Raw genomic sequence first — 22638 nt, 5'->3', positions numbered from 1 at the left:
GTCATGTAGTTATCCACAAGAGATCGATCCCGCAACGGTAAAGTTATGCACAATTAGATGGTTACTTAAATAACTGAATAAAAAGACTTTTTAGGATTAGTACAGCTATACACAGGACTAAAGCATTAACATCATTAAAAAGATCTCTTTTATTCTATTTAGTATTGATTAATGAGCTGCATCGTCGAAATCGCCTTATCCTGTCCCTTACGCCAGACCTTTGATTATCTAAGTGATGATCCTGCCGAGAATTGGCAAATCGGTATGCGTGCTTCTGTATCCTTTGGCAGCAGACAATTGATCGGAATTGTCGTTGCTATAAAACCGATAGCTGAAAAGGCCGTTGATAAATTAAAAAAAATTGATCAGCAAATAGACAAACAGTCATTTCTACCCAACGAAATAATGCAGTTGGTGCAATGGGTGAGTCGTTATTACCATCATCCAGTCGGTGAGTGTTTTCAAACTGCTTTACCAAAAAGACTACGCCTTGGCGATCCTGATGAAATGCAGACTGAAACCTATTGGATCTTGCATCAGCAACCAGACTCAACCAGTAAAACTGGCAAAAAACAGCAGCAGATCCTAGATTTACTGGAAGACTATCCTGAAGGTCTAAGCGAAAAAGCACTTCGAGTTCAATTAGGTAATGTAAAAAGTAGCTTGTCAGCTCTGGTGCAACAAAATGTAGTTGCTGCCAGACAATATGTTGCCTTACCGGTACCTTGTTTAGAGTTACAGCAACAAGTTTTATTAAATAACCAACAAAAACAATCTATTGAAACTATTCTGGGTAGCAAAGGACAGTTTTCAACTTTCTTGTTACAAGGCATTACAGGTAGCGGCAAAACAGAGGTTTATATTGAAACTTGTCGTGAGTTTGTGGAAAACCAACAGCAAGTTCTAGTGTTGATTCCGGAAATAGGTTTAACCACTCAATTTGTTGAACGGTTCAGGCAATCGTTGAATGCCAGCATTGTCGTTATCAATTCATCGGTTTCAGATTCAGATCGTAAGCAAGCCTGGTTATTGGCTCGGGCTGGTAAAGCAGACATCATTATTGGCACTCGTTCAGCCGTTTTTACACCAATGATAAATCCAGGTTTGATTATTATCGATGAAGAACATGACAGCTCGTATAAACAACAAGATGGACTGCGATATCACGCTCGAAATGTCGCATTGATGCGTGCAAAAAGCTTGAATATTCCGATCGTGCTTGGCAGTGCAACACCCTCGTTAGAAACACTTTATCAAGTCAAACAGCAACGTTATCAATTTCTGGAATTAACCGAACGTGCTGGAGGGGCAAGCTTACCTAAGGTTGCACTATTAGCCGCGCAAAATTCCAGTGAAAATAATGGCTTAAGCTCCAGTTTAATAAACGCGATTGAAAAACATATCAAACAAAATCATCAAGTTTTATTGTTTATCAATCGCCGTGGATTTGCCCCAGTATTGATGTGTCATCAATGCCATTGGCAAGCTAACTGCAGAAGTTGTGATGCCAAAATGGTGGTCCATCAACATCAAAACCGTCTGTTTTGCCATCATTGTGGCTTGATACAAATATTGCCAAAAATTTGTCCTGAATGTGGCAATACAGAATTGAAAAGTTACGGTGTCGGTACTGAAAAAATCGAACAAGCACTGACAGCCATTTTTAAAGATGTACCTGTTTTACGAATAGATCGTGATAGCACTCAACGGGTGAATTCCTTTGCCAATATGGTCAAACAAATTAATCAAGGTCAGGCTGCTATTTTGGTAGGTACTCAGATGTTAGCCAAAGGCCATGATTTTCATGATGTGACACTGGTAGGGGTAGTGGATGCTGATCAGGCATTATTTAGTGCAGATTTCCGGGCCACAGAAAGTCTTGCACAATTAATTACTCAGGTTACTGGCAGAGCTGGCCGCGGTAAAAAAGCTGGTGAAGTTTTGATTCAAACTGAACAACCTGAACATCCATTCTGGCAAAATCTGCTGCAGCATGGATATGAAAGCGTTGCTGATAATTTATTATCCGAACGAATTCAGATGGAATTACCTCCACATGGCTTTTGGGCAGTGTGGCGAGCTGAAGCAAAAGAGAAAGATTTGGCGATTGAATTATTACAACAGGTTTCTGGTTTACTGCAGCAATCAAATTCATCTGTTTTAATTTTGGGACCGGTGCCTGCCTTAATGGAAAAAAGAGCAGGACGATATCGTGCCCAATTGCTGATGCGATCCGCAGATCGTGGCGCACTGCATCAATTAATCGATCAACACATTGATTCGGTAACGAAGCTTAAACTGGCGCGAAAAGCTCGTTGGTCGATAGACATTGATCCTACAGAGCTAATCTAATCCCCAGGATAGTGTCATCCGTCTGCCTGATCGGTTAAAATTCGCCATCACATTTCTGTTACCTGGACTTCATTACCTTGAAAGACCAATTGAAAAAAATTATCGACAGCACATTAGCTTCGCTGATTTCACAACAAAGCCTTCCTGAAGATATTTCATCGATTGAAGTTAAGCTGGAACGAACTAAAGATCGCAGTCACGGTGATTTTGCTAGCAATATTGCTATGGTATTGGCGAAACCAACCAAAATGAATCCTCGTCAGATCGCAGGATTGATTGTGGATGCCCTGCCATCACATGAATTGATCGATAAAGTTGAGATTGCCGGTCCAGGTTTTATCAACTTCACCTTATCAGCAACTGCCAGACAACAAGTGGTGGCTGAGGTATTGAAAAATGCCGGTCAATTTGGCTTGAGTGATTACGGTAAAGGCCATAAAGTCCAGGTTGAGTTTGTTTCTGCCAACCCAACAGGGCCCTTACATGTTGGTCATGGTCGTGGTGCAGCCTATGGTTCAGTGGTCAGCAGTTTACTTAAAGCCGTTGGTTTTGATGTGCATCGTGAATATTACGTTAATGATGCCGGCCGGCAAATGGATATTCTTGCGACCAGTGTCTGGCTGAGATATCTGGAAAAATGTGGCGAACAATTTACTTTTCCAAGTAACGGCTATCGTGGCGAATATGTGTTTGATATTGCTGAAACATTGAAAAATCAGCATGGCGATGCATTGTTACACCCTGCTGCAGTGGTGTTCGAAGGTGTGCCAACTGACGAACCACAAGGTGGCGATAAAGAATTACACATTGATGGACTCACAAATCAAGCTAAAAAATTACTCGGTGCTAAGTTGTATCGCCAGTTATTTGATTTGGGCTTGAATGCCATTTTGGATGATATCCGTAATGATTTAGCGGAATTTGGCGCCGAATATGACGAGTGGTTTTCCGAGCGATCGTTGGTTGAATCCGGCGTGGTTGATGAAGCGATTGAACAACTGAAAGCTGCCAATATGCTTTATCAGCAGGATGGTGCCTGGTGGTTTAAATCAACAGAATTTGGTGATGAAAAAGACCGGGTTGTAGTACGTGATAATGGCCAGGCAACTTATTTTGCTTCCGATGTTGCCTATCATCTGAATAAATTTCAGCGTGGTTTTGATCAGATAATTGATATCTGGGGCGCCGATCATCACGGCTATATTCCACGCGTAAAAGCGGCCATGTCTGGCTTACAGCAAGATGTTAGCAAATTAAAAGTTCTGCTTGTTCAGTTCGCAGTGTTATATCGCGGTAAAGAAAAAGTCGGTATGTCGACCCGTAGCGGTGAATTTGTCACCTTACGTGAACTGCGAGATGAAGTTGGTAAAGATGCCGCCCGTTTCTTTTATGTGCTGCGTGGTGCGGATCAGCATATGGATTTTGATCTGGAGCTGGCCAAATCACAGAGTAATGATAATCCGGTATATTACGTGCAGTACGCTCACGCTCGGATTTGCAGCGTGTTCCGTCAATTAGCAGAAAGGCAATTGAGCTGGGATCAACAGCTTGGATTACAGAACTTGTCTTTACTTAGCGAAGAACATGAACAAGCCTTATTGACCATGTTATCGCGTTATCCTGAAGTGGTGGAGCTGGCGGCAATTACGCATACTCCGCATTTGTTAGCGCATTTTCTTATGGATCTGGCACGTGATTTTCACACGTATTACAACGCGCATCAGTTTATGATCGACGATATCAATGTCAGTCAGGCACGTTTAACGTTAATCACCGCAGTCCGGCAGGTTATTGCTAACGGTCTGGGTTTAATGGGCGTTTCAGCGCCACAATCGATGTAAGAGGTTTTTTGTGGCGGCGAGAAGAAATACCCGTAAACCGACACCGAAACAAGGTGGCAGTATGCCTTGGGGTCCAATGCTTATCAGCTTTGCAGTCGGTGCTTTTGTGATGTTTTTACTGCATCTGAAAGACAATGTGCCCGCTGATCAACAACAGGCAAAAACTACCCAACAACAGCAGAAACGAGCCGGCGTTGAGCCTACATTTGATTTTTATACTTTACTGCCGGAAACGGAAGTAGTGGTCGAAAAACCAAAACCTATCGCCAATCAACCGCAAAAACCGATAGTATCATCACCACCGGAAGAGATGGCTGAACCACCACAACCGTTAAACGAAACTCCGCAGCAGACCCAGCAGGCGGCAGTTGAGCAACCGGTCGATGCTGTAACTTATATGATTCAGGTCGGTTCATTTAAAAAACTTGAAGACGCGGATGGATTCCGGGCACGGTTAGCCTTTTTAGGTATTGAATCAAAAGTGCAAACCGTCACAATTGACAATACCGATACCTGGCATCGGGTACAGGTGGGGCCGGTGGCTGGGCGTGAAAAAGCCGATGCTTTACAGAAACAGTTACGAGACAACAATATTGATTCGCTTTTATTGCGAGCAAAACACGGATAGCGATTATCAGTATTGCTGCTAAAAGCCTATTGGAGTTGAAGCAGGTCATAACGACCCAAGTTTATTAAAGCAAGAACTATCGAGGACAGCGATATGACAGAAAACAGCACGGCAACCGTTTGGCATGAAGTTGCCAGTCCTTTTTGTGGGATAGCGTCTGATGATCTGACAATAGAGGTCAACGGAAACAACGTTAAAGTGCTGGAAAACGGCGATGCTGTCACTCGACCCGGATTTGAAACTCCCATTAGCGATATCCAGCCCCGCATCAATGGCAAAGAAGTAACATTGGAGCAGGCGGTATCTCACATTGCAGAGTTATTGATAAACAGTAAACAACCGTTGATTGCCGGTTTAGGAACAGACCTAAATGGTGCTCGTGCTGCAATGGCATTAGCCGATAAAACCGGTGCGACCATTGATAGTTATTATTCCCCAGCCGCTTTTCGCAATATTCTGGTGTTGCAAGACACAGGCTACATGACCACCACTCTCACAGAAGTTAGAAATCGGGTAGATGTGTTACTGGTGGTTGGTACCGATATCGAATCGACTTTCCCACGTTTTTTTGAACGCATGGTGTGGAATAAAGAAAGCATGTTTGGTCAGGAGATTGAGTCTCGTGAAATCATTTATCTAGGCAAAAAACCTAGTGGCGACGCATCCACCTCACCAAACGGTAAAAAAGCTCAGGTCATTGCCTGTGATAATGTGGATTTACCGGAAGTGGTATCAGTATTACGTGCTTTATTGAAAGGCAAACAGATTCAGGCAGAAACTGTTGCTGGTTTAGCAGTCAGTGAGTTACAGGCTTTGGCTGAAAAATTAAAGGCAGCTAAATATTCGGTAGTGACCTGGTCAGCTGGACAATTAGATTTCGATCACGCTGAAGCTACTATTCAAAACGTTTGTGAAATGATCAAAGAAATTAACGCCACCACACGCAGTAATGGTCTGCCATTAGGCGGAAAAGAAGGTGATACCACAGTCAATGCAGTTGCTTCCTGGCAAAGTGGTTATCCGATGCGTACAACGTTTAATCGTCGTTTTCCAGATTACGACCCGTTTTTAAACGATGGTCGACGTATTCTTGCTGATGGCGAAAGTGATGTCGTTATCTGGGTTTCCAGTTTCAACACAGCTGTTACACCACCCGAATCATCAGCTTCTACCATTGTGCTCGGACGTAGTGGCATGCAGTTTAAGTCAGAACCGGAAGTTTATATTCCAGTTGGCGTTCCAGGAATCGATCATGAAGGACGCACTTTCCGAACCGACAGTGTTGTTTCAGTTCCGCTTAGAAAATTACGTGACAGCGGCTTACCTAGCGTGTTTGAAGTACTTAGTGCGGTCGAACAGGCCCTGTAAACGGAGATAAAGATGCTTTTAAAACTAACAGGCGGACGTATTTTTGATCCGGCACATGATCTAAACGATGTAGTGCGGGATATTTATATCCGTGATGGCCGCATTGTCGACAAACCGGCTGATGGTCGCATTGATGAAGAAATTGATGTTCGTGGCAAAGTCATTATGGCGGGTGCCATTGATATGCATACCCATATCGGTGGCGGTAAGGTCAATATTGCCCGCACCATGTTGCCGGAAGACCATGCCCAGGCTGTATATGAGCGTACTGAGTTATTACGTTCAGGCACCGGTCATGCGGCCCCCAGCACCTTAACGACCGGTTATCGTTACGCAGAGATGGGCTACACCGCAGGCTTTGAACCAGCCGTATTGCCGATTAATGCCCGTCAGGCTCATATGGAAATGCATGACACACCGATTATCGATAAAGGTGGTTATGTGATGCTGGGTAGTGATGACTTTCTGCTGCGTATGATGGCGGCCAATTCCGATCAGGAAGCCATTAATAACTATGTCGCCTGGACCATTAACCACGCGCAGGCAGTAGGCCTTAAAGTAGTTAACCCGGGTGGTATCAGCGCCTTTAAATTTAATCAGCGTAAGCTGGATTTAGACGAAAAAAATGAGTTTTATGGTGTCACGCCTCGCGATATTCTGCATAGATTGTCGCGTGCAGTGCAGGAAATTGGCGTACCTCATCCTTTGCATGTACATGGCTGTAATCTAGGTGTACCAGGCAATATGCAAACCACTCTGGATACCATTCAGGGTGCGGAAGGTGTGCCGATGCATCTGACACATATCCAGTTTCACAGTTACGGCACAGAGGGCGATTTCAAATTTTCCTCCGGCGCAGCTGAAATTGCGGAAGCGATTAATAAACATAAAAACATTACCGTGGATGTCGGGCAGATTCTGTTCGGTCAGACAGTAACTGCTTCTGGCGATAATATGCGTCAGTTCGCCGGAGCACCGCATGCCCACCCTAACAAATGGGTGTGTATGGATATTGAATGTGAAGCCGGTTGCGGTGTAGTGCCATTCAAATACAAAGACCAAAGTTATGTGAACGCATTGCAATGGATGATAGGTCTGGAAACCTTCTTGATGGTCGATGATCCTTGGCGTATTTTTCTGACCACCGATCATCCTAATGGTGCACCATTCACCAGCTATCCGCATCTGATTAAGTTATTGATGGATAAGTCTTTCCGCAACGATATGCTGTCTACATTACATCCAGAAGCACAGAAAGCCACTCATCTTGCGTCTTTGGATCGTGAATATTCGTTATATGAAATTGCCATCATGACCCGAGCAGGTGCAGCCAAATTGGTAGGTCTGGCAGATCGTGGACATCTTGGAATTGGTGCGGCGGCAGATATCACCGTGTATACCGATAACAGCGATCGGGAGAAGATGTTCGAAAAACCGGACTATGTTTTTAAAGATGGTCAGATGGTGGTGCGCAACGGCCAGGTCATCAAAATTACTTGGGGCACAACCCATGTGGTCAAACCGGAATATGACGTTAGCATTGAAAAACCGCTGCAGCAATATTTCGATAAATTCCATACCTTGAAAATGAGCAACTTCAAAATCAGTAACGATGAAATCATCGATGATGGTCGTGGTAGCTTAACCATTCAGCCGCTGCATAAGGGAGGCAGACTATGATCATCAATGGTGTAAGCATTGATAAAACCTTTGCCGAAGCCTTTCCGATGAAAGGCACGCGAATCATCATCACAGCCCAGAATCTTGAATGGGCGATGCATTCTGCTACAGCGTTCACCGGGTTTGCGACATCGGTTATTGCCTGCGGTTGTGAAGCAGCTATTGAACGAACTTTGGATCCATCAGAAACCCCTGATGGTCGTCCCGGCGTCGCTTGTTTGATTTTTGCCATGGGTGGTAAAGGCTTAGCCAAACAAGTTGAAACTCGTGCCGGTCAGTGCGTACTTACTTCCCCAACATCAGCATTGTTCTCTGGTATTGAGGGCGATGATGGTGCCGAAATCGCATTGGGTAAAAACCTGCGTTTTTTTGGTGATGGTTATCAGATATCCAAAATGATTGACGGTAAACGCTACTGGCGTATTCCGGTGATGGATGGTGAATTCCTTACCCAGGAAAATACTGGGGTAGTTTCATCTGTTGGTGGTGGTAACTTTTTGATTCTGGCCGAATCTCAACCGCAAGCATTGGCGGCGTGTGAGGCAGCTGTTAAAGCGATGAAACAGCTACCGAATATCATTATGCCATTCCCAGGCGGGGTGGTTCGCAGCGGTTCAAAAGTAGGCTCCAAATATAAAGCGTTAAATGCTTCAACCAATGATGCGTTCTGTCCAACCTTAAAAGGTCAGACCAAATCCGAGCTGTCTCCGGAAGTAGAATCGGTAATGGAAATCGTTATTGATGGGTTGAGCAAAGAAGATATCGATAAAGCTATGCGAGTCGGCATTCAGGCTGCCTGTGAGCTGGGCGCAGAAAATGGTATTCGCCGAATCAGCGCCGGTAATTATGGTGGCAAACTGGGTCCATTCCACTTTCATTTGCAGGAGATCATGGCATGAGTGCGCTGACTCTTAAACTTAAAACCGATTTGGCACAGCGTGTCGATTGCTCACCATTAACTCCGGATAAGTTGGCGGGTAAAGATGTTGCAGATATCGCGGCGATGGAACTGGTCAGTGGTCGTTTAACGTTACCGGTTGATCAGCTGTTTGATATCAGTGGTGATGATGTAAATGATATTCGTTTTGAAAACAGCTCTGCCAAACTGGATCATATTGGTCATGCAATGAGTCAAGGCCGTATCACCATCGAAGGTGATGTTGGTGCTTACCTGGGTCAGTTTATGACCGGCGGAAATATTGAAATAACCGGAAACACGTTTATTTACACTGGCTGTGAAATGAAAGGTGGCCAAATCAAAATTAACGGTAATGCCGGAGATTTTGTTGGTGCAGCTCGTAGCGGTTATAAAAACGGTATGACCGGCGGCATCATTATTGTGACTGGTAATACCGGAGCCCGTACCGGTGATCATATGCGTCGCGGCATGATTTTGATTGAAGGTAATGCTGGTGAATACTGCGGATCACGGATGATTTCCGGCACTATAGCCGTATTGGGAGATGTCGGTAAACATTTAGGTTATGCGATGAAACGTGGCACCTTGCTGCTGACCAAAATGCCGCAATATGGCATCACCGCAAACTTTAATGATTGTGGATCGCATACATTGGCATTTTTACCATTGATGTTTGCATCGTTTAAAAAACTCGACAGCCAGTTTGCCAATGTTGAAGGTTTTTCTCGCGTACGACGTTACGCTGGCGATGTTGGTGGCATCGGTATGGGCGAGATTTTAATTAAAATTTAAAGGCTTTAAACAGGGAATTAGCGTGCTAATTCCCTGAATTCTCTTTTAAGCAAAACGCTTTCTTGGCATTATGCCGTTTTCTGGTTTACTCTCTCATTATCCGCTGTTCAGCATCAGCTCAACCTCAATACCCCATGCAAAGAGAGAAATTCCATGTCTGATATCGGTAAATCAGTTAATCAGTTTATTGTTGAAGAACAAAGGGCTCACCCCGCTTCGACAGGTGATTTAACTGGCTTGTTGAACGATATCGTTAGTGCCTGTAAAAAAATATCTCACTTGGTTAGTCGCAGTAACATCATTGGCCTAGGTGGTTATGCCGACAGTGAAAATGTACAGGGTGAAACGCAGAAAAAGCTGGATATAATCACCAATGAAGTAATGGTCGATCATCTGAAATGGACAGGTCACTTGGCCGCGATGGCCTCCGAAGAAATTGAAGAAATTATTCAAATTCCCAGCAAATTCCCGAAAGGCAAATATTTGATCTGCTTTGATCCGCTGGATGGCTCATCGAATATTGATATTAATCTTTCAGTAGGCACTATTTTTTCCATTTTGCGTTGCCCCAATGATTGCAAAAACCCGACCTTGAAAGACTTTATGCAAAAAGGGACCGAACAAGTTTGTGCCGGGTTTACCGTGTACGGGCCGGCCACCATGCTGATTCTGACCACTGGTAATGGTGTGAATGGTTTTACGCTGGACAGTGATGTTGGTGAATTTATCCTGACCCATCCCAATATGCGTATACCTAAAGATACCGCCGAATTTGCCATCAATATGTCCAACCAGCGTTTTTGGGAAGCTCCAGTGCAGAAATACGTTGAAGAATGTATGAAAGGCTTGGAAGGCGACCGTGAGAAAAATTTCAATATGCGTTGGGTGGCATCGATGGTTGCCGAAGTCTATCGCGTGCTGACACGAGGCGGTATTTTCATGTATCCGATAGATTCTAAAATTGCTAAACAAGGCGGTAAATTACGCTTAATGTATGAAGCAAACCCGATGAGTTTTATTGTTGAGCAGGCGGGCGGGGTTAGCTCGACTGGAACAGAGCGTATTCTGGATATTCAACCGGAAAGTATTCACCAGCGAGTCCCAGTTATTATGGGATCGAAAAATGAAGTCGACAGAGTTGTTCGCTACCATCAAGAAACCTAGTTTTATTGCCATCCAATAGATGGCCATTTTTTACCAACTCTGCGGCGATCTTTTGGTCGTAATAATCCATTCATGATTTTTAGGAGATAGCATGTTGCTGAAAAAATGCGTATTGCTGGGCCTCACATGGTTTTCGTTGTCGGCTGCGGCTGGAAATATTGATTATCAGATTAATGGCGAAAGCTACGAAGGTTATTACGTCAGCCCGGCTCAGAATTCACCACTGGTTTTGCTAATTCATGATTGGGATGGTTTGACCGATTACGAGATTAAACGAGCCAATATGTTGGTCGAAGAAGGTTATGCGGTATTCGCTGCAGATTTATTCGGAAAAGGCATTCGTCCGACAGAGGATAAAGATAAAAAACAACATACCGGCGAGTTGTATCAGGATCGGCAGAAAATGCGGTTATTGATAAATGCTGCTTTAGATAAAGCGGTTGAGTTGGGGGCGAATCCACAGCAAGTTGTAGTGATGGGCTATTGTTTTGGAGGTGCAGCGTCGCTAGAAATGGCCCGTTCCGGCAAAGATCTTAAAGGTTTTGTCAGTTTCCATGGCGGTTTAACAACTCCAGAAGGACAGGATTATGCCAATACCACAGCGGAGGTTCTGGTATTGCATGGTGCTGCTGATAAAGCCATCAGCATGCAGGAGTTTGCTCAGCTGAGCACTGAACTTGAAACGCATAATGTACCAAATGAGATGATTGCCTACGGCGGTGCAGATCATGCGTTTACCGTATTTGGTATCGATCGATATCATGCTGCAGCCGATGAAAAATCATGGCAGCGCTTTTTAGCTTTCCTGAACGAAAAACTGGAAAAATAATAAACCGATAGGACAATTAATTAACGGATGGTCATTTGATCGGATAATGGCCTAACTCTCTGATATAAAAGTCAGGTTAATTAATTGATCTCAACGTCTACAACAGATTTGTGGCATGATCCGAAACTAGAATCTGTCGTAAACCGTTTTCATCCCATCAATTTATTTAATGTTCACTGGAGTGGTACATGCCTGCCTTGTTTATTGTGTTATTTATCGTCTCGTTTTTTCCGATGATATTGGCATTTATTGGCGGCTACCTACGCTATAAACACGTTGATATATTTGATAATCGTCATCCCAGGGATCAACAGGCAGAGTTAACCGGTGTGGCTGCCCGCGTATTAGCAGCACAGAAAAATGCTTGGGAAGCACTGATTTTTTATTCGGCAGTGACCTTGCTGGCTTTTTATTCGAGTGTGAATCTACGCGAGCTAAGCGGCGCTGCTATCCTGTTCTTAGCTTGCCGAGTGTTACACCCCATTTTTTACGCCTTAGATATGGCGGTGTTCCGCAGCTTGATTTTTATGGTCGGTTGGTTAAGTTGCGTTTATATTGCAATAAGAGCTTTTACTGCCGTTTAATAAAACGCTAGCGGCTTAGCGTGGTTTATATTGAGTCGGGCAGTAGGCCCGCGAAATACGCGGATCACGCAAAGCTTGATGTTTGGTTTTGCGCCCTGCAACCCGTTCCCGCCATAAACGAAATGAACCAGGTTTCATTTGACGTTGCATTAATTTAATCACCTGATTCTCCGGTAAGCCATACAGCCGGAAAATCGCTTCAAACGGTGTACGATCCTCCCAGGCCATTTCAATGATCCGGGAAATATCCGCCAAACTTAGCGTCTCACTCATACATGCGACCTCATATATAAACTCGTAAATTAACCAAAGGTGTGTGAAATATGCGTCTATTTACCATTCTTCTGCTATCAATGGTGTTAACTGCTTGCACTGGAACTCCCAAAGGGGTTGAGCCTGTCACAGGGTTTGAGCTGGAGCGTTATCTAGGTAAATGGTATGAAATAGCCCGGCTCGATCATTCATTTGAACGCGGCTTAACCGCCGTAACCGCAGATTACAGCTTGCGGGATGACGGCAATGTCAAAGTGATCAACCGCGGCTATGACCAGGACAAAACTGAGTGGAAAGAGGCTGAAGGTAAAGCTAAATTCGTCAACGATACCGACATTGCTCAACTAAAAGTTTCGTTCTTCGGACCGTTTTACGGCAGTTATATTGTGTTCGGTCTGGATAAACAGGATTATCAATACGCTTTTGTGGCGGGCCCAAACCACGGCTATTTGTGGTTGTTGGCCCGCACACCGCAGGTTGATGAAGCAATAATTGAGCGCTTTATTAATGAAGCATCACAACGTGGTTTTAATACGGACGACCTAATTTTTGTCGAACATGATCAGGCAGGTGATGATTGAATCGGTCGACCTCGTTTGCGTTCTGCCCAAGACAAAATCGTTACCAATAAACTTGGCAAAAATGTCAGCGTGATCAATGTGGAAACCGCAATGCCGACCAGAACAACAATACCCACACCACGGTAAAGCTCGGTTCCCGCCCCAGGTATAAATACTAATGGTGCCAGACCGAAAATAGTGGTCAATGTCGACATTAAAATAGGTCGCAGTCGAGTTGCAACCGCCTGATTAACCGCCATATGCACTGAGATAGCTTTATCGGTCAGATTACGTCTGGCTTGTTCGACGATCAGAATTGGATTATTGACTACTGTGCCTAATAAAATGACAAAGCCCAGCATGGTAATCATGTCAAACGGCTGAATCACTGCTGGTAAACCAATCGCGTTTAATAAACTTCCAGACGCATTCACTGCTACTAATCCCACAATACCGCCAGCAATACCTAAAGGCACAGTGGTAAGAATAATTAATGGATAGCCCCAGTGTGAGAAGATCGCCACCAAGACCAGATAAATCAAAATCACTGCGACGATGAGATTTTCAGATAACGATTCCCGTGTTGCATCCAGCTGATCCGAGGCACCGGAAATGGAGAGGTTGATCCCCTTGGCGACTTCACCTTCCGCCTGCATAGCTGGAATCATCTCGTTTCGCACTTTATTGACGGCTGTTTCCAGCGCTACATCACGGGGTGGAATTATCAGTAACGTGACAGTTCGACGACTATCTACTCGTCGAAGCGTTGCACTATCAACCGTTTCAACTAAATCTGCCAAAGCATTCAATGGCAGAATATCGCCATTAGGGGTGAGTACCGGTAAACCGGCCAAGCCAGATAAGTTTTGCTGTTGTCCAGAGGTGCTAAAGAGAAATATATCGACCTTATCATCATCAATAAAAAACTCGTCGACAAAAGCGCCATCACTCAATGCGGCGACAGAATAGCCAAAATCATCCGCGGTGAAGCCGGTTTCCGTTAAACGTGACCAGCGAGGACGTACTTCAATTAACGGTTGATCCAAAGACAATGATCCCGGAATGGAATCAATCTGCGGGTTTTCAAATAATTGTTCAGCACGTTTGAGAGCAAACTCGGCAGTGCTGTATAGGTTTTCCATATCCGGACCCGCAATATCCAGACTGACGGCACGTGTTCCGCCTTGATCACTGGAGATAATGGAACCGCGACCTGAAAATGCCCGCATTCCCGGATAACTCTCAAACAAGTCCGTTAACGCGTTCATCATTAATTCAATATCCTGGGGCCTGGTCGGTTCGCTAAGTACACGTAAACCAGTCGGTGTCGTCCTTATAAAGTAATAGGCCAAAGAGGGAAGTACAGCTTCACCACGGTCAAATAAGACAGGATCTGCCCCCTTGGCATCACTGAGAACTTCAATAACCTCCTCACTGATTCGTAACATTTCAGAAATGTTATAACCTGGGGGAGGGATCATGCTGGTAAAGGCTTTTGGTTCTTCGCCTTCAGGCAGATATTCTGCTGGCGGCATTAAATGCCATGCTGCAACCAGGGTGGCACATACTGTAATCAGCATGGTCATCATTCGCCTGATAACACCGCCGGTCAACCAATTAACGGTATGCAGAATAACGCCACGTCGATGTAAATCCTCCTGCGTACCACGACTTTTGCCAAGTCCGAAATGGGCACATGCCGCCGGTACCACGGTTACCGCAAATATCATGGAAGCCAGGATAGCCACTGAAATCGCAATGGCGATATCGGAATAAAGTTGCCCAGCTTCTTCCTGGACAAATAACACTGGGGCAAACACCAGAATAGTGGTCATACTGGAGGCTAATACAGCGGTCCAGACTTCACGAACACCGGTAATAGCCGCTTCAATTCGATCGAGACCTCGTCGCCGAGCCTGTTCAATGCTTTCTAATACAACAATAGTGTTATCTACCGTCATACCTATCGCAAAAGCGATACCAGCCAGCGAAATAACATTAATGGTGCGATCAAACAGCAGTAACCCAAGAAATGCAGCAATGATACAAACCGGCATACCCATCAAGCCGATCAAGGTACCTCTGGCGCTGCGAAGGAATAAAAACAGGATGATGGTAGCCAGCAGAGCACCCAGCAATAAGTTCTGTGACACATTGCGAATAGAGGATTCGACATAACGCACGTCATCGCCAATTAACACCAAATCCAAACCATTTGGCTGTAACAAGTCTCGTCGCATCTCCTCGACGACCTGCATCATTCCAGCCTTGATATTGATTACATTTGAACCGGGCTCGCGCTTAACGGCCATTGTTAGTCCGCGTTCGTTATTAACCACGGCAACTTCGCGCACCTCGTAATGACCCAAATTAATCGTGGCGACATCTTTGAGGAAAATATCAGTGCCATTGCGATGCGCCAGAATCAGCTCTTCTAATTCCTGTTTATTATCAAAACGACCAACCGTGCGGATTAAATAACGTTTTTTCCCGTCATCCAAATCACCAGCCGATGTATCGCTGTTGCGCGCACGAATAGCCTCACGCACTTGCGTCAGGCTTAAGCCACGCTGGGCCAGTTTGGCGGGATCAATAAAGATCTGCATTTGCCTTTCAGCACCACCGCGAAGTTGGACTTCGGAAACTCCCGGCACGCGTTCCATCTGAGTGCGAATATTGTCATCAATGAAATCGGTAATCATGTCGATATCAAGGTTTAACGGGTTGCCCGCCAATGGTGATACCGCAAAGTACATAAATGCATTTTCTGAAAAAGAGTTGCTGCGAATACTCGGTTGGTCGACATTTTCCGGATAACTCGGCACTTGGCTCAGCGCATTGGAAACCTCTATCAGAGTTTCATTGATATCCACGCCGAACGGAAAGTCCAGCTCAACGTAGGAGACGCCGGTTTCAGCAAAGGATTCCATGCGACGTAAATTGGGAATATTGCGTAAATACCGCTCTTGTTCAATCAGGATTTCTTTTTCAATATCCTGAGGTGTTGCCCCTGGCCATTGAGTAACGACGCTGATGGTTCGCACATCCAGGTCCGGGATCATCTGTATCGGAATCATGCGTGCCGCAGTGATGCCGAGCACGCACACAATCAGCACCATGACAGTCAATAGTTTTGCGTTACGAATTGGTGCTTCTAACATGTGCGTTGAATTCCCTTATCTAGCATCACTGACGATTTCAACTTCATCGTTGTCGCGAAGTACCTCATTACCACGAACCACTACTAAATCTTCAGCCGTTAGACCATCGGTGATAATAATGCCCTCAGAACTATCGCTTCCCACATTGACACTGCGACGTTGCGCCCGGTTGTTGCTATCGATCACAAAGACACTTCGACCGCCATCAGGGTGACGTAAAACGGCATCACGCGGTACAAGAAAGCCCTTGGCTTTGTCGCCACCGATATAAATGACAGCACTGGCGGAGGTACCGGGCAATAAAGTTACATCCTCTGAATCCACCACGATACGGACTAAAAACGAACGGGCTTGGGCATTGCTTACAGGAACTAAAGCAGTAATTTTTCCGGAAAGTTTTCGTGAAGGCAGTGCATCAGGCAAAATTTCTACCCGTGTCTGCGTGGTTATTTCAGAAAAACGTTCTTGAGGCACATTCACATCCAGTCTCACAGGCTCCAGAGCAACTAATTCCAGTACTTGAGTGCCTCGATTAACCCATTCTCCCACTTCGGTCATTTTGGCGCTGATAACGCCGCTGAACGGGGCCGGTAATTCATGGCGACGCAGTTGCTCGGCAGTGGTATTTTGCATGGCTTGGGCTGCGGCAAGAGCAGCCTGACTCAACATAAAGTTAGATTCACGATTAGCCAGTTCTGATGCAGAAATATAATTATCACCACGCAGACGTTTAGCTTCCTCTACCAAGCGTTCGGCTTCATTAGCCGCAGCTTGTGCTTCATTGGTCGCCGCTTTGACCTGTTCTAGTTGCTGTCTGGCAATGGCCGCATCCTGGCGTAGCAGAATGTCGCCTTGTTTCACTTGATAGCCGGCATCTACCAGAACCTCTTTAACCAGCCCATCCACGCGAGGTGAAAGTAAGGCTCTACGCTCAGCTGTTAAGGAGCCTGATAAAGTAAGGGTTTCGGTTGATTCTGATACTATCGGTTTACTGACACTTACCGGGGTTGCTGCAAGACTGGTTTGACTGATGAGCAGTAAAACGAAACTAAAACCTCGCAGGTTATTTGACGAAAATGATTTCAACATGTTTATTCGCATGATTAGTGAATGCAGTTAATGAACAATACCTTAAAGGATAGTTCCTTAAAGATGATATTTAAGCGAGCTTAATACGCCACAAGAGTTATTGGGGTATGCCAAAATAGTAACAGACATTATCAAAGACGAAGAACAGGACCAAAACAGATATGACATTGCGAGCTGTTTTCAAAAATTGGGCAGAAAGATATTTTTCTGATGAAGAAGCGGTCATTTTACTGATTGTTCTGATCATAGGCTTTGCTGCCATCATTTGGTTGGGTGGCATGTTGGCGCCTTTTTTCACAGCTTTGGTTATCGCTTTTTTATTGCAGGGTGTAGTGAATATGCTAACCAGAAGGCATGTTCCGGAAATGATTGCCGTGGCGATAGTATTTCTCGGGTTTGTTGGGGTAATGCTGGCTTTGGCTTTCCTGTTGATGCCGCTGTTGTGGAATCAGTTAGTCAATCTGGTACTGGAAACGCCGAGAATGCTGACCAGTGGGCAGCAATGGTTAGATGAGCTTCAGGCTCAATATCCAACCCTGATAACCCCGGACGAAATTCAAAACTGGATTTCAATGATGGCAAGAGAACTGAGTATGTATGGTCAGCGTGCACTGACTTTGTCCTTATCATCACTTGGCAACGTGATTGGGTTAATTGTTTATCTGGTTCTGGTGCCAATTCTGGTATTTTTCATGCTCAAAGATCGTGAAAAGCTGGTGGGTTTTATTTTATCCATGATGCCGGAAAAACGCGGCTTGATGAGTCGGATCTGGAATGAGATGGATGGCCAGATCGCCAACTATGTTCGTGGCAAGGTGGTCGAGATCATTATTGTGGGCACCGTGGCGTTTATTACTTTTGCTTGGTTTGGTTTGCCGTATTCCGCTTTATTGGCTGTTATCGTCGGCTTTTCAGTATTAATTCCTTTTATTGGTGCAGCCGTTGCAACATTGCCTGTAGCTGCAGTTGCAGGTTTTCACTTTGGTCTTACAGAAGAATTTGCCTACGTGCTGTTGGCCTACGGCATCATCCAAGCCTTAGATGGTAATGTGCTGGTACCTATACTGTTCTCAGAAGCGGTTAATCTGCATCCGGTTTCAATTATTCTGGCTGTGTTGTTCTTTGGCGGAATTTGGGGGTTTTGGGGGATCTTCTTTGCTATTCCACTGGCAACACTATTGAAGGCGTTAGTAACGGCTTGGCCTCGAAGTTTAAAATCGCAATTTGCTTCAAGTTAAGTAAACCTATTTAAATTTTTGATACAAATCTAGCTTTGATTAAAGCGGGATTTATCTATGGATATCAATTTTGGTCTTATTTGGTATCACTCTTATCAGCTTGGGATTGCATTTGTATTGGCTTTACCGATGGCTTTAAATCGTGAATACAAGGCCAAAGGCGCTGGAATGCGAACGTATCCATTAGTATGTATCGCCTGTTGTGCCTTCATGTTGGTTGCTAGAGAGGTCTACAGTGGCGATGATCCAGAAGCAGGGTTATGTATGGCATTATCACCGGGATGGGGTTTATTGGTGGTGGCGCCATTATGAAAAATAATAGTGGCGTGAATGGCACTGCCAGTGCTGCTGGAATATGGTTAACGGGAGCTATCGGGTTGTCTGTTGCATATGCACGCTATGAGATTGCTATCGTACTCTCAGCTATGGGTTTTTTAATTTTCCAAATAAGCAGTTTCTTTAAGCATGATGACATTTGCTAAGAAACGAATAACGATTAAAAGCCTTTGATTTGTGCTGCAAAATTTAATTAACATAGGTTAATGCTCAGGTCAGGAAAAACTCCCACCATAAAATCGTATAAATCTTTTATAAATCAATTAGGGAACATGCCGTTATTCGTCAGGTCATAACCTTGGATTAAGGAATATTTCCTGGTAGTGTAAAAATTTATTTATTATTTACTCAGTTCAGCATTTGTTCCAATAACTAAAATTTACTGTACAGGAGGCTATATGCCGAAAACTAAACTTGCTTTAACAATTCCTGCAGCGCTACTTTTTATGGCTCAATCGGCATTTGCTGAAACGCATGTTGTCACTGCTGAAGGTATGAAATTTACGCCATTAGTTGTGAAAATTGCACCGGGTGATACCGTTCGTTGGGAGAATATGCCTACTCATAATGTTGAAACGATTGATGGTTTAGTACCCGAAGGAACGGAAAAAATTAATTCGCCTATGGGTGAAAATTATCAGCATACCTTTGAACAAGAAGGTATTTATGTTTACAAATGTACTCCCCATATCGGGGTAGCTATGGGCGGTGCGGTGATTGTTGGAGAGCCTGTAAATCTTGACGATATCAAAGCAGCCGAGGTGTCCGGTGGGGAAGCCCGGATTGTTCGGCAGACGATCAAAGAAGCCGAAGCGATGTAACCCTGAAATTTTTTCTTAAGATAAAACCTTCCGTTGTCATGACGGGAGGTTTTTTTATGTCCCTTGTTTTTGGGATTGTCATCCACATTTAAGTTGCTATAACGGTGCTCGTTATTATATGGTAATAATTCTTATTAACGTTTAGGGGTCAAAATGAAAGTTTTTAATTATCTTGCAGCTGCCGCATTAAGTTTTGGTGTGGCAACAATGGCAAAAGCAGAAACGGTAGAGCATTTTAAAGGTGAATCTGTAGAAACATTGGAAGAGGCGGTTACCCACTTCAAACGTTATAATCATCGGTTGGAAACCTTGCTCAAAAAAGATTCCATGTCAGCAGATGATGTGACGAAAGTACACGAACTGACTTACACCTTGGAAAATGCACTGGCGAAAATTAATGAAGAATTGGATAAGTTAGCCGCGACACTGGAAGAAGTTCATTTGGCGTCTGAAAAGTATGACGCTGATGCAGTCCAAAAGCATGGAGAAGCGTATATGGAAGTCATCAAAACCATAAGCAAGATGGGTGAGTCTTAATTTAATTAATTAAGTCATGCTTTATAGGATTATTAGGTCGCAAGTTCAGTAGTAAAAGCCAAGCCTAAAATTCCAACAAAAAACCTAAACCCACCTTTTCAGGTGGGTTTTTTTGTGCAAAAAAAGCCCATCTTTAAGAGATGGGCTTGTCGGCAATAGTGATGCAGAAACAGCAAATCTGGGAGAAATGGCTGTTTTTGTTACATATTTAAAACATGTTCTGCATACCGTCTCCGTCAACGTTGAAGCTGATTAAAAGTCGTAAGTAATACCGCCGAAGAACAGACGTTCACGACCTGGTAATTTACCCTCGGTACGACTTGCCAGATATTGTTTATCAAACAAGTTTTCGACACTGGCAAACAATGTCACACCAGTATTTTGTACACGGTAGTTAACAGTAGCATTCCAAATAGTGTAGCTAGGAATGATGCCTGATACGCCTGTGCGACGATCTGGTCTCGGATCATCTCGAATTTCATCGCGGGTGTTAACGTCATCAACAAACTGTTTGCCAACGTGTTGCACACCGATGCGAGCATCAAAACCACTGACATGTTCGTAACCAAAGTCAAGATTCAACAGGTTGCGAGGTGAGTACTGCATGCGGTTACCGCTGATATCGATTTCATCTCCATCATCTACCAAAACGGTGCTCTTATACTTGGCTTGAGGAATATGTGTGTATGCACCAGAGATGTAGAAGTTATTGGTAGTGTTGAAAATTTCACCAAAGTTTGCACGACCAGCGACTTCAAGACCGGTTTGTTGGCTCTTGCCACCATTGGCAAAAAAGTCACCGTAGTCAATGATGGTGTCTTTAATACGATTGTGGAATAGCGTTGTTTCAAAGCTAATACCAGTGAATGACGCATTTCGGAAACCAACTTCATACAAAACGCTTTGTTCTGCATCTGTTTCAGATTGGATGCTTGAGTCACGATTGGCGCGTGCAGGTGACATGCCTTTATGTACCCCGGCAAATACGGTGGTATTAGCAATACCATTCCAGGCCACGCCGATGCTAGGCAGGAATTCAGTATCGCTGTCGCTACCGCGTTCCCCGCTAATGTTGTTGGTATCGCTGCTGCGGATATGTTCCACTCGGAACCCTGGTGTTACAGCCCAATCGCCAATAAATGTCGTGTTTTGAGCGTAGTAGGATGTCGCTTGAGCTTTCAGTGTTTCATGAGTGAATGAATTATTCGCCAGTGCTAAATTATAGTTTTTACGTTCAGCGGCATTTTCAGCAAATACTTGTTTACGGACAGCGGTATCTTCGTGATAACGGATACCGACAATCGCGTCATTCTCAAGACCGAATAAGGTATGAGCAAAGTCTGCGCTAGTTTCAAGCCCCCAGGAGTAATATTGACGTGGCGCATGTCGACCACCGCAAACGCCTACGTCATCAACTTGATCGACTCGTAGGCTGTCGCTGCCATTACAGCGGCGAAGCCTTGACCATGACACACCATCTGCATCAGGCCTACCAGTATTGGATGCACGAAGACCATTGCGGAATACATCCGTGTAATAAGCTTGTGAATTAATCGTTAAGCGGTCGTTAACTTCAAACGCATGGGTTAATTGAATCGAGTCACGATCCTGTTCCCACTCATCCAGATCAACAGTTGGGTGTCTGAATGGATCGCGATCATATTCATCAATCGTAAGGTAATTCTCGGTTTGATTACGGCGATCACGTGTATGAGTAAGTTTTAAACCAAGGGTTTGGCGATCAGTGATATTCAGCTCGCCTTTAAAGCGATAATCTCTTACATCAAACTCACCGCCCTTGAAGATGCCATCACCTTTGTTCTGGGTGAAGTCAAACATCACGCCACCAATTTCGTTACCGAAGCCGACGCTACCATGTAATAAGCGATAATCCTGATTACCAAAAGCGGAAGTTACGCTGCCTTCTATCTCACCATTACGGGGTACAGGTTTTGTGAGAAAGTTGACTGCGCCACCTAAGGTTTGTGGTCCATATAAAATTTGTCCAGCACCTTTAACAACTTCAACGCGACTTAATACTTGTGATGGTGGAGAGTAATGATTGACGGGATCAACGTAAGGCGCTAATTGCAACGGCATTCCATCTTCCATCACCATCGTTTTGGCGCTACGGCGTGGGTTTTGACCACGAATACCGATATTTAAATCAAAACTCATGCTGCCATCAGGAACAACCATCACACCTGGTACAGTTCTTAATTGTTCGTTTACGGATACCGGACGGCGTGACTCTAGATATTCTTCGTCGATAATACTATAAGAGCCTGATACTGCTTCAAGGTTATCCGGAAGGATCCCGGTAACCGTCATTCTTCCAGTGTCGATTGCATCTTCTTCAGCTATGGCTGCGTATGGCATCAACATCAGCGAAGACATTATCGCTGTGCTGAGTATTTTTGGTTTTAGGTTCATTTCTCTCTCCAGTTGTAAAAAGCCCATGAAATC

General features: G+C 44.5%; 20 protein-coding genes. 16 read left to right on the top strand and 4 right to left on the bottom strand.

All coding sequences use genetic code 11. The features are described from left to right. Nucleotides 1-171: 171 nt before the first annotated feature. The 10 genes from A9E74_RS01355 to A9E74_RS01310 all read left to right on the top strand — a co-directional run bounded on the left by A9E74_RS01355 (nt 172) and on the right by A9E74_RS01310 (nt 12157). A complete protein-coding gene (locus A9E74_RS01355; RefSeq protein WP_069294871.1) occupies nt 172-2352 on the top strand; it encodes a primosomal protein N' in 2181 nt (726 codons plus the stop codon). A 77-nt stretch (nt 2353-2429) separates the two neighbouring features. Beyond that, nucleotides 2430-4193 (top strand): arginine--tRNA ligase, encoded by a 1764-nt coding sequence (gene argS / locus A9E74_RS01350; protein WP_069294870.1) that lies wholly within the window; start codon nt 2430-2432, stop codon nt 4191-4193. Between the two features lie 10 nt (nt 4194-4203). Next, nucleotides 4204-4821 (top strand): SPOR domain-containing protein, encoded by a 618-nt coding sequence (locus tag A9E74_RS01345; protein WP_245651997.1) that lies wholly within the window; start codon nt 4204-4206, stop codon nt 4819-4821. Nucleotides 4822-4914: 93 nt separating this feature from the next. Beyond that, nucleotides 4915-6189 (top strand): formylmethanofuran dehydrogenase subunit B, encoded by a 1275-nt coding sequence (locus A9E74_RS01340; protein WP_069294868.1) that lies wholly within the window; start codon nt 4915-4917, stop codon nt 6187-6189. A gap of 12 nt (nt 6190-6201) precedes the next feature. After that, nucleotides 6202-7869 carry a formylmethanofuran dehydrogenase subunit A gene (locus A9E74_RS01335; protein ID WP_069294867.1) on the top strand — a complete coding sequence of 556 codons (1668 nt, stop codon included), beginning with the start codon at nt 6202-6204 and terminating at the stop codon, nt 7867-7869. After that, nucleotides 7866-8768, top strand: a complete 903-nt coding sequence (fhcD, locus tag A9E74_RS01330) for a formylmethanofuran--tetrahydromethanopterin N-formyltransferase (RefSeq protein WP_069294866.1) — start codon at nt 7866-7868, stop codon at nt 8766-8768. The genes A9E74_RS01335 and fhcD overlap by 4 nt, the downstream gene beginning before the upstream one ends. Then, entirely contained in the window at nt 8765-9580 is an 816-nt protein-coding gene (locus tag A9E74_RS01325; protein ID WP_069294865.1) for a formylmethanofuran dehydrogenase subunit C, read from the top strand. The genes fhcD and A9E74_RS01325 overlap by 4 nt, the downstream gene beginning before the upstream one ends. A 153-nt stretch (nt 9581-9733) precedes the next feature. Beyond that, the gene (locus tag A9E74_RS01320; protein ID WP_069294864.1) at nt 9734-10744 is read left to right on the top strand and encodes a class 1 fructose-bisphosphatase; all 1011 of its coding nucleotides are present in this window, start codon (nt 9734-9736) and stop codon (nt 10742-10744) included. A 91-nt stretch (nt 10745-10835) separates the two neighbouring features. Beyond that, nucleotides 10836-11573 (top strand): dienelactone hydrolase family protein, encoded by a 738-nt coding sequence (locus tag A9E74_RS01315; RefSeq protein ID WP_069294863.1) that lies wholly within the window; start codon nt 10836-10838, stop codon nt 11571-11573. A gap of 188 nt (nt 11574-11761) precedes the next feature. Continuing rightward, nucleotides 11762-12157, top strand: coding sequence for an MAPEG family protein (locus A9E74_RS01310; RefSeq protein ID WP_069294862.1), 396 nt, complete (start codon nt 11762-11764; stop codon nt 12155-12157). 15 nt (nt 12158-12172) lie between these two features. Here A9E74_RS01310 and A9E74_RS01305 read toward each other — a convergent pair whose 3' ends face one another. Continuing rightward, nucleotides 12173-12430 (bottom strand): TIGR03643 family protein, encoded by a 258-nt coding sequence (locus A9E74_RS01305; RefSeq protein WP_069294861.1) that lies wholly within the window; start codon nt 12428-12430, stop codon nt 12173-12175. Between the two features lie 50 nt (nt 12431-12480). On the opposite strand from A9E74_RS01305, the gene A9E74_RS01300 reads away from it, so the two are divergent. After that, entirely contained in the window at nt 12481-13011 is a 531-nt protein-coding gene (locus tag A9E74_RS01300) for a lipocalin family protein (RefSeq protein WP_069294860.1), read from the top strand. Here the strand turns inward: A9E74_RS01300 and A9E74_RS01295 are convergent. Next, nucleotides 12993-16151 carry an efflux RND transporter permease subunit gene (locus A9E74_RS01295; protein ID WP_069294859.1) on the bottom strand — a complete coding sequence of 1053 codons (3159 nt, stop codon included), beginning with the start codon at nt 16149-16151 and terminating at the stop codon, nt 12993-12995. The genes A9E74_RS01300 and A9E74_RS01295 overlap by 19 nt on opposite strands. A gap of 15 nt (nt 16152-16166) precedes the next feature. Beyond that, the gene (locus A9E74_RS01290) at nt 16167-17240 is read right to left on the bottom strand and encodes an efflux RND transporter periplasmic adaptor subunit (RefSeq protein ID WP_069294858.1); all 1074 of its coding nucleotides are present in this window, start codon (nt 17238-17240) and stop codon (nt 16167-16169) included. A 161-nt stretch (nt 17241-17401) separates the two neighbouring features. Between A9E74_RS01290 and A9E74_RS01285 the strand changes: the two genes are divergently transcribed. The 5 genes from A9E74_RS01285 to A9E74_RS01270 all read left to right on the top strand — a co-directional run bounded on the left by A9E74_RS01285 (nt 17402) and on the right by A9E74_RS01270 (nt 20172). Further along, nucleotides 17402-18478 (top strand): AI-2E family transporter, encoded by a 1077-nt coding sequence (locus tag A9E74_RS01285; RefSeq protein ID WP_069294857.1) that lies wholly within the window; start codon nt 17402-17404, stop codon nt 18476-18478. 57 nt (nt 18479-18535) lie between these two features. Continuing rightward, nucleotides 18536-18790, top strand: a complete 255-nt coding sequence (locus A9E74_RS14870) for an MgtC/SapB family protein (protein WP_281198075.1) — start codon at nt 18536-18538, stop codon at nt 18788-18790. Beyond that, a complete protein-coding gene (locus tag A9E74_RS14865) occupies nt 18787-18960 on the top strand; it encodes an MgtC/SapB family protein (RefSeq protein ID WP_281198074.1) in 174 nt (57 codons plus the stop codon). Before A9E74_RS14870 ends, A9E74_RS14865 begins: the two co-directional genes overlap by 4 nt. A gap of 252 nt (nt 18961-19212) precedes the next feature. Then, the gene (locus A9E74_RS01275; RefSeq protein ID WP_069294856.1) at nt 19213-19635 is read left to right on the top strand and encodes a plastocyanin/azurin family copper-binding protein; all 423 of its coding nucleotides are present in this window, start codon (nt 19213-19215) and stop codon (nt 19633-19635) included. 153 nt (nt 19636-19788) lie between these two features. Further along, nucleotides 19789-20172 (top strand): DUF6746 family protein, encoded by a 384-nt coding sequence (locus A9E74_RS01270; protein WP_069294855.1) that lies wholly within the window; start codon nt 19789-19791, stop codon nt 20170-20172. Nucleotides 20173-20424: 252 nt separating this feature from the next. Here A9E74_RS01270 and A9E74_RS01265 read toward each other — a convergent pair whose 3' ends face one another. Further along, on the bottom strand, nt 20425-22605 hold the full coding sequence (locus tag A9E74_RS01265; RefSeq protein ID WP_069294854.1) for a TonB-dependent receptor family protein: 2181 nt from the start codon (nt 22603-22605) through the stop codon (nt 20425-20427). Nucleotides 22606-22638: the final 33 nt, after the last annotated feature.

This window comes from Methylophaga muralis, assembly GCF_001720165.1.
GTDB lineage: Bacteria > Pseudomonadota > Gammaproteobacteria > Nitrosococcales > Methylophagaceae > Methylophaga > Methylophaga muralis.
This window is presented reverse-complemented; position numbering and strand designations above follow the sequence as displayed.

Excerpts from the sequence above, each read along its gene's own strand:
- A9E74_RS14865 (WP_281198074.1), top strand. The coding sequence starts at position 18,787 with ATGAAAAATAATAGTGGCGTGAATGGCACTGCCAGTGCTGCTGGAATA.
- A9E74_RS01355 (WP_069294871.1), top strand. The coding sequence starts at position 172 with ATGAGCTGCATCGTCGAAATCGCCTTATCCTGTCCCTTACGCCAGACC.
- A9E74_RS01275 (WP_069294856.1), top strand. The coding sequence starts at position 19,213 with ATGCCGAAAACTAAACTTGCTTTAACAATTCCTGCAGCGCTACTTTTT.
- A9E74_RS01295 (WP_069294859.1), bottom strand. The coding sequence starts at position 16,151 with ATGTTAGAAGCACCAATTCGTAACGCAAAACTATTGACTGTCATGGTG.
- A9E74_RS01290 (WP_069294858.1), bottom strand. The coding sequence starts at position 17,240 with ATGTTGAAATCATTTTCGTCAAATAACCTGCGAGGTTTTAGTTTCGTT.
- A9E74_RS01305 (WP_069294861.1), bottom strand. The coding sequence starts at position 12,430 with ATGAGTGAGACGCTAAGTTTGGCGGATATTTCCCGGATCATTGAAATG.
- A9E74_RS01285 (WP_069294857.1), top strand. The coding sequence starts at position 17,402 with ATGACATTGCGAGCTGTTTTCAAAAATTGGGCAGAAAGATATTTTTCT.
- A9E74_RS01340 (WP_069294868.1), top strand. The coding sequence starts at position 4,915 with ATGACAGAAAACAGCACGGCAACCGTTTGGCATGAAGTTGCCAGTCCT.
- A9E74_RS01320 (WP_069294864.1), top strand. The coding sequence starts at position 9,734 with ATGTCTGATATCGGTAAATCAGTTAATCAGTTTATTGTTGAAGAACAA.
- A9E74_RS14870 (WP_281198075.1), top strand. The coding sequence starts at position 18,536 with ATGGATATCAATTTTGGTCTTATTTGGTATCACTCTTATCAGCTTGGG.
- A9E74_RS01315 (WP_069294863.1), top strand. The coding sequence starts at position 10,836 with ATGTTGCTGAAAAAATGCGTATTGCTGGGCCTCACATGGTTTTCGTTG.
- A9E74_RS01265 (WP_069294854.1), bottom strand. The coding sequence starts at position 22,605 with ATGAACCTAAAACCAAAAATACTCAGCACAGCGATAATGTCTTCGCTG.
- A9E74_RS01325 (WP_069294865.1), top strand. The coding sequence starts at position 8,765 with ATGAGTGCGCTGACTCTTAAACTTAAAACCGATTTGGCACAGCGTGTC.
- A9E74_RS01335 (WP_069294867.1), top strand. The coding sequence starts at position 6,202 with ATGCTTTTAAAACTAACAGGCGGACGTATTTTTGATCCGGCACATGAT.
- fhcD (WP_069294866.1), top strand. The coding sequence starts at position 7,866 with ATGATCATCAATGGTGTAAGCATTGATAAAACCTTTGCCGAAGCCTTT.
- A9E74_RS01270 (WP_069294855.1), top strand. The coding sequence starts at position 19,789 with ATGAAAGTTTTTAATTATCTTGCAGCTGCCGCATTAAGTTTTGGTGTG.
- A9E74_RS01310 (WP_069294862.1), top strand. The coding sequence starts at position 11,762 with ATGCCTGCCTTGTTTATTGTGTTATTTATCGTCTCGTTTTTTCCGATG.
- A9E74_RS01300 (WP_069294860.1), top strand. The coding sequence starts at position 12,481 with ATGCGTCTATTTACCATTCTTCTGCTATCAATGGTGTTAACTGCTTGC.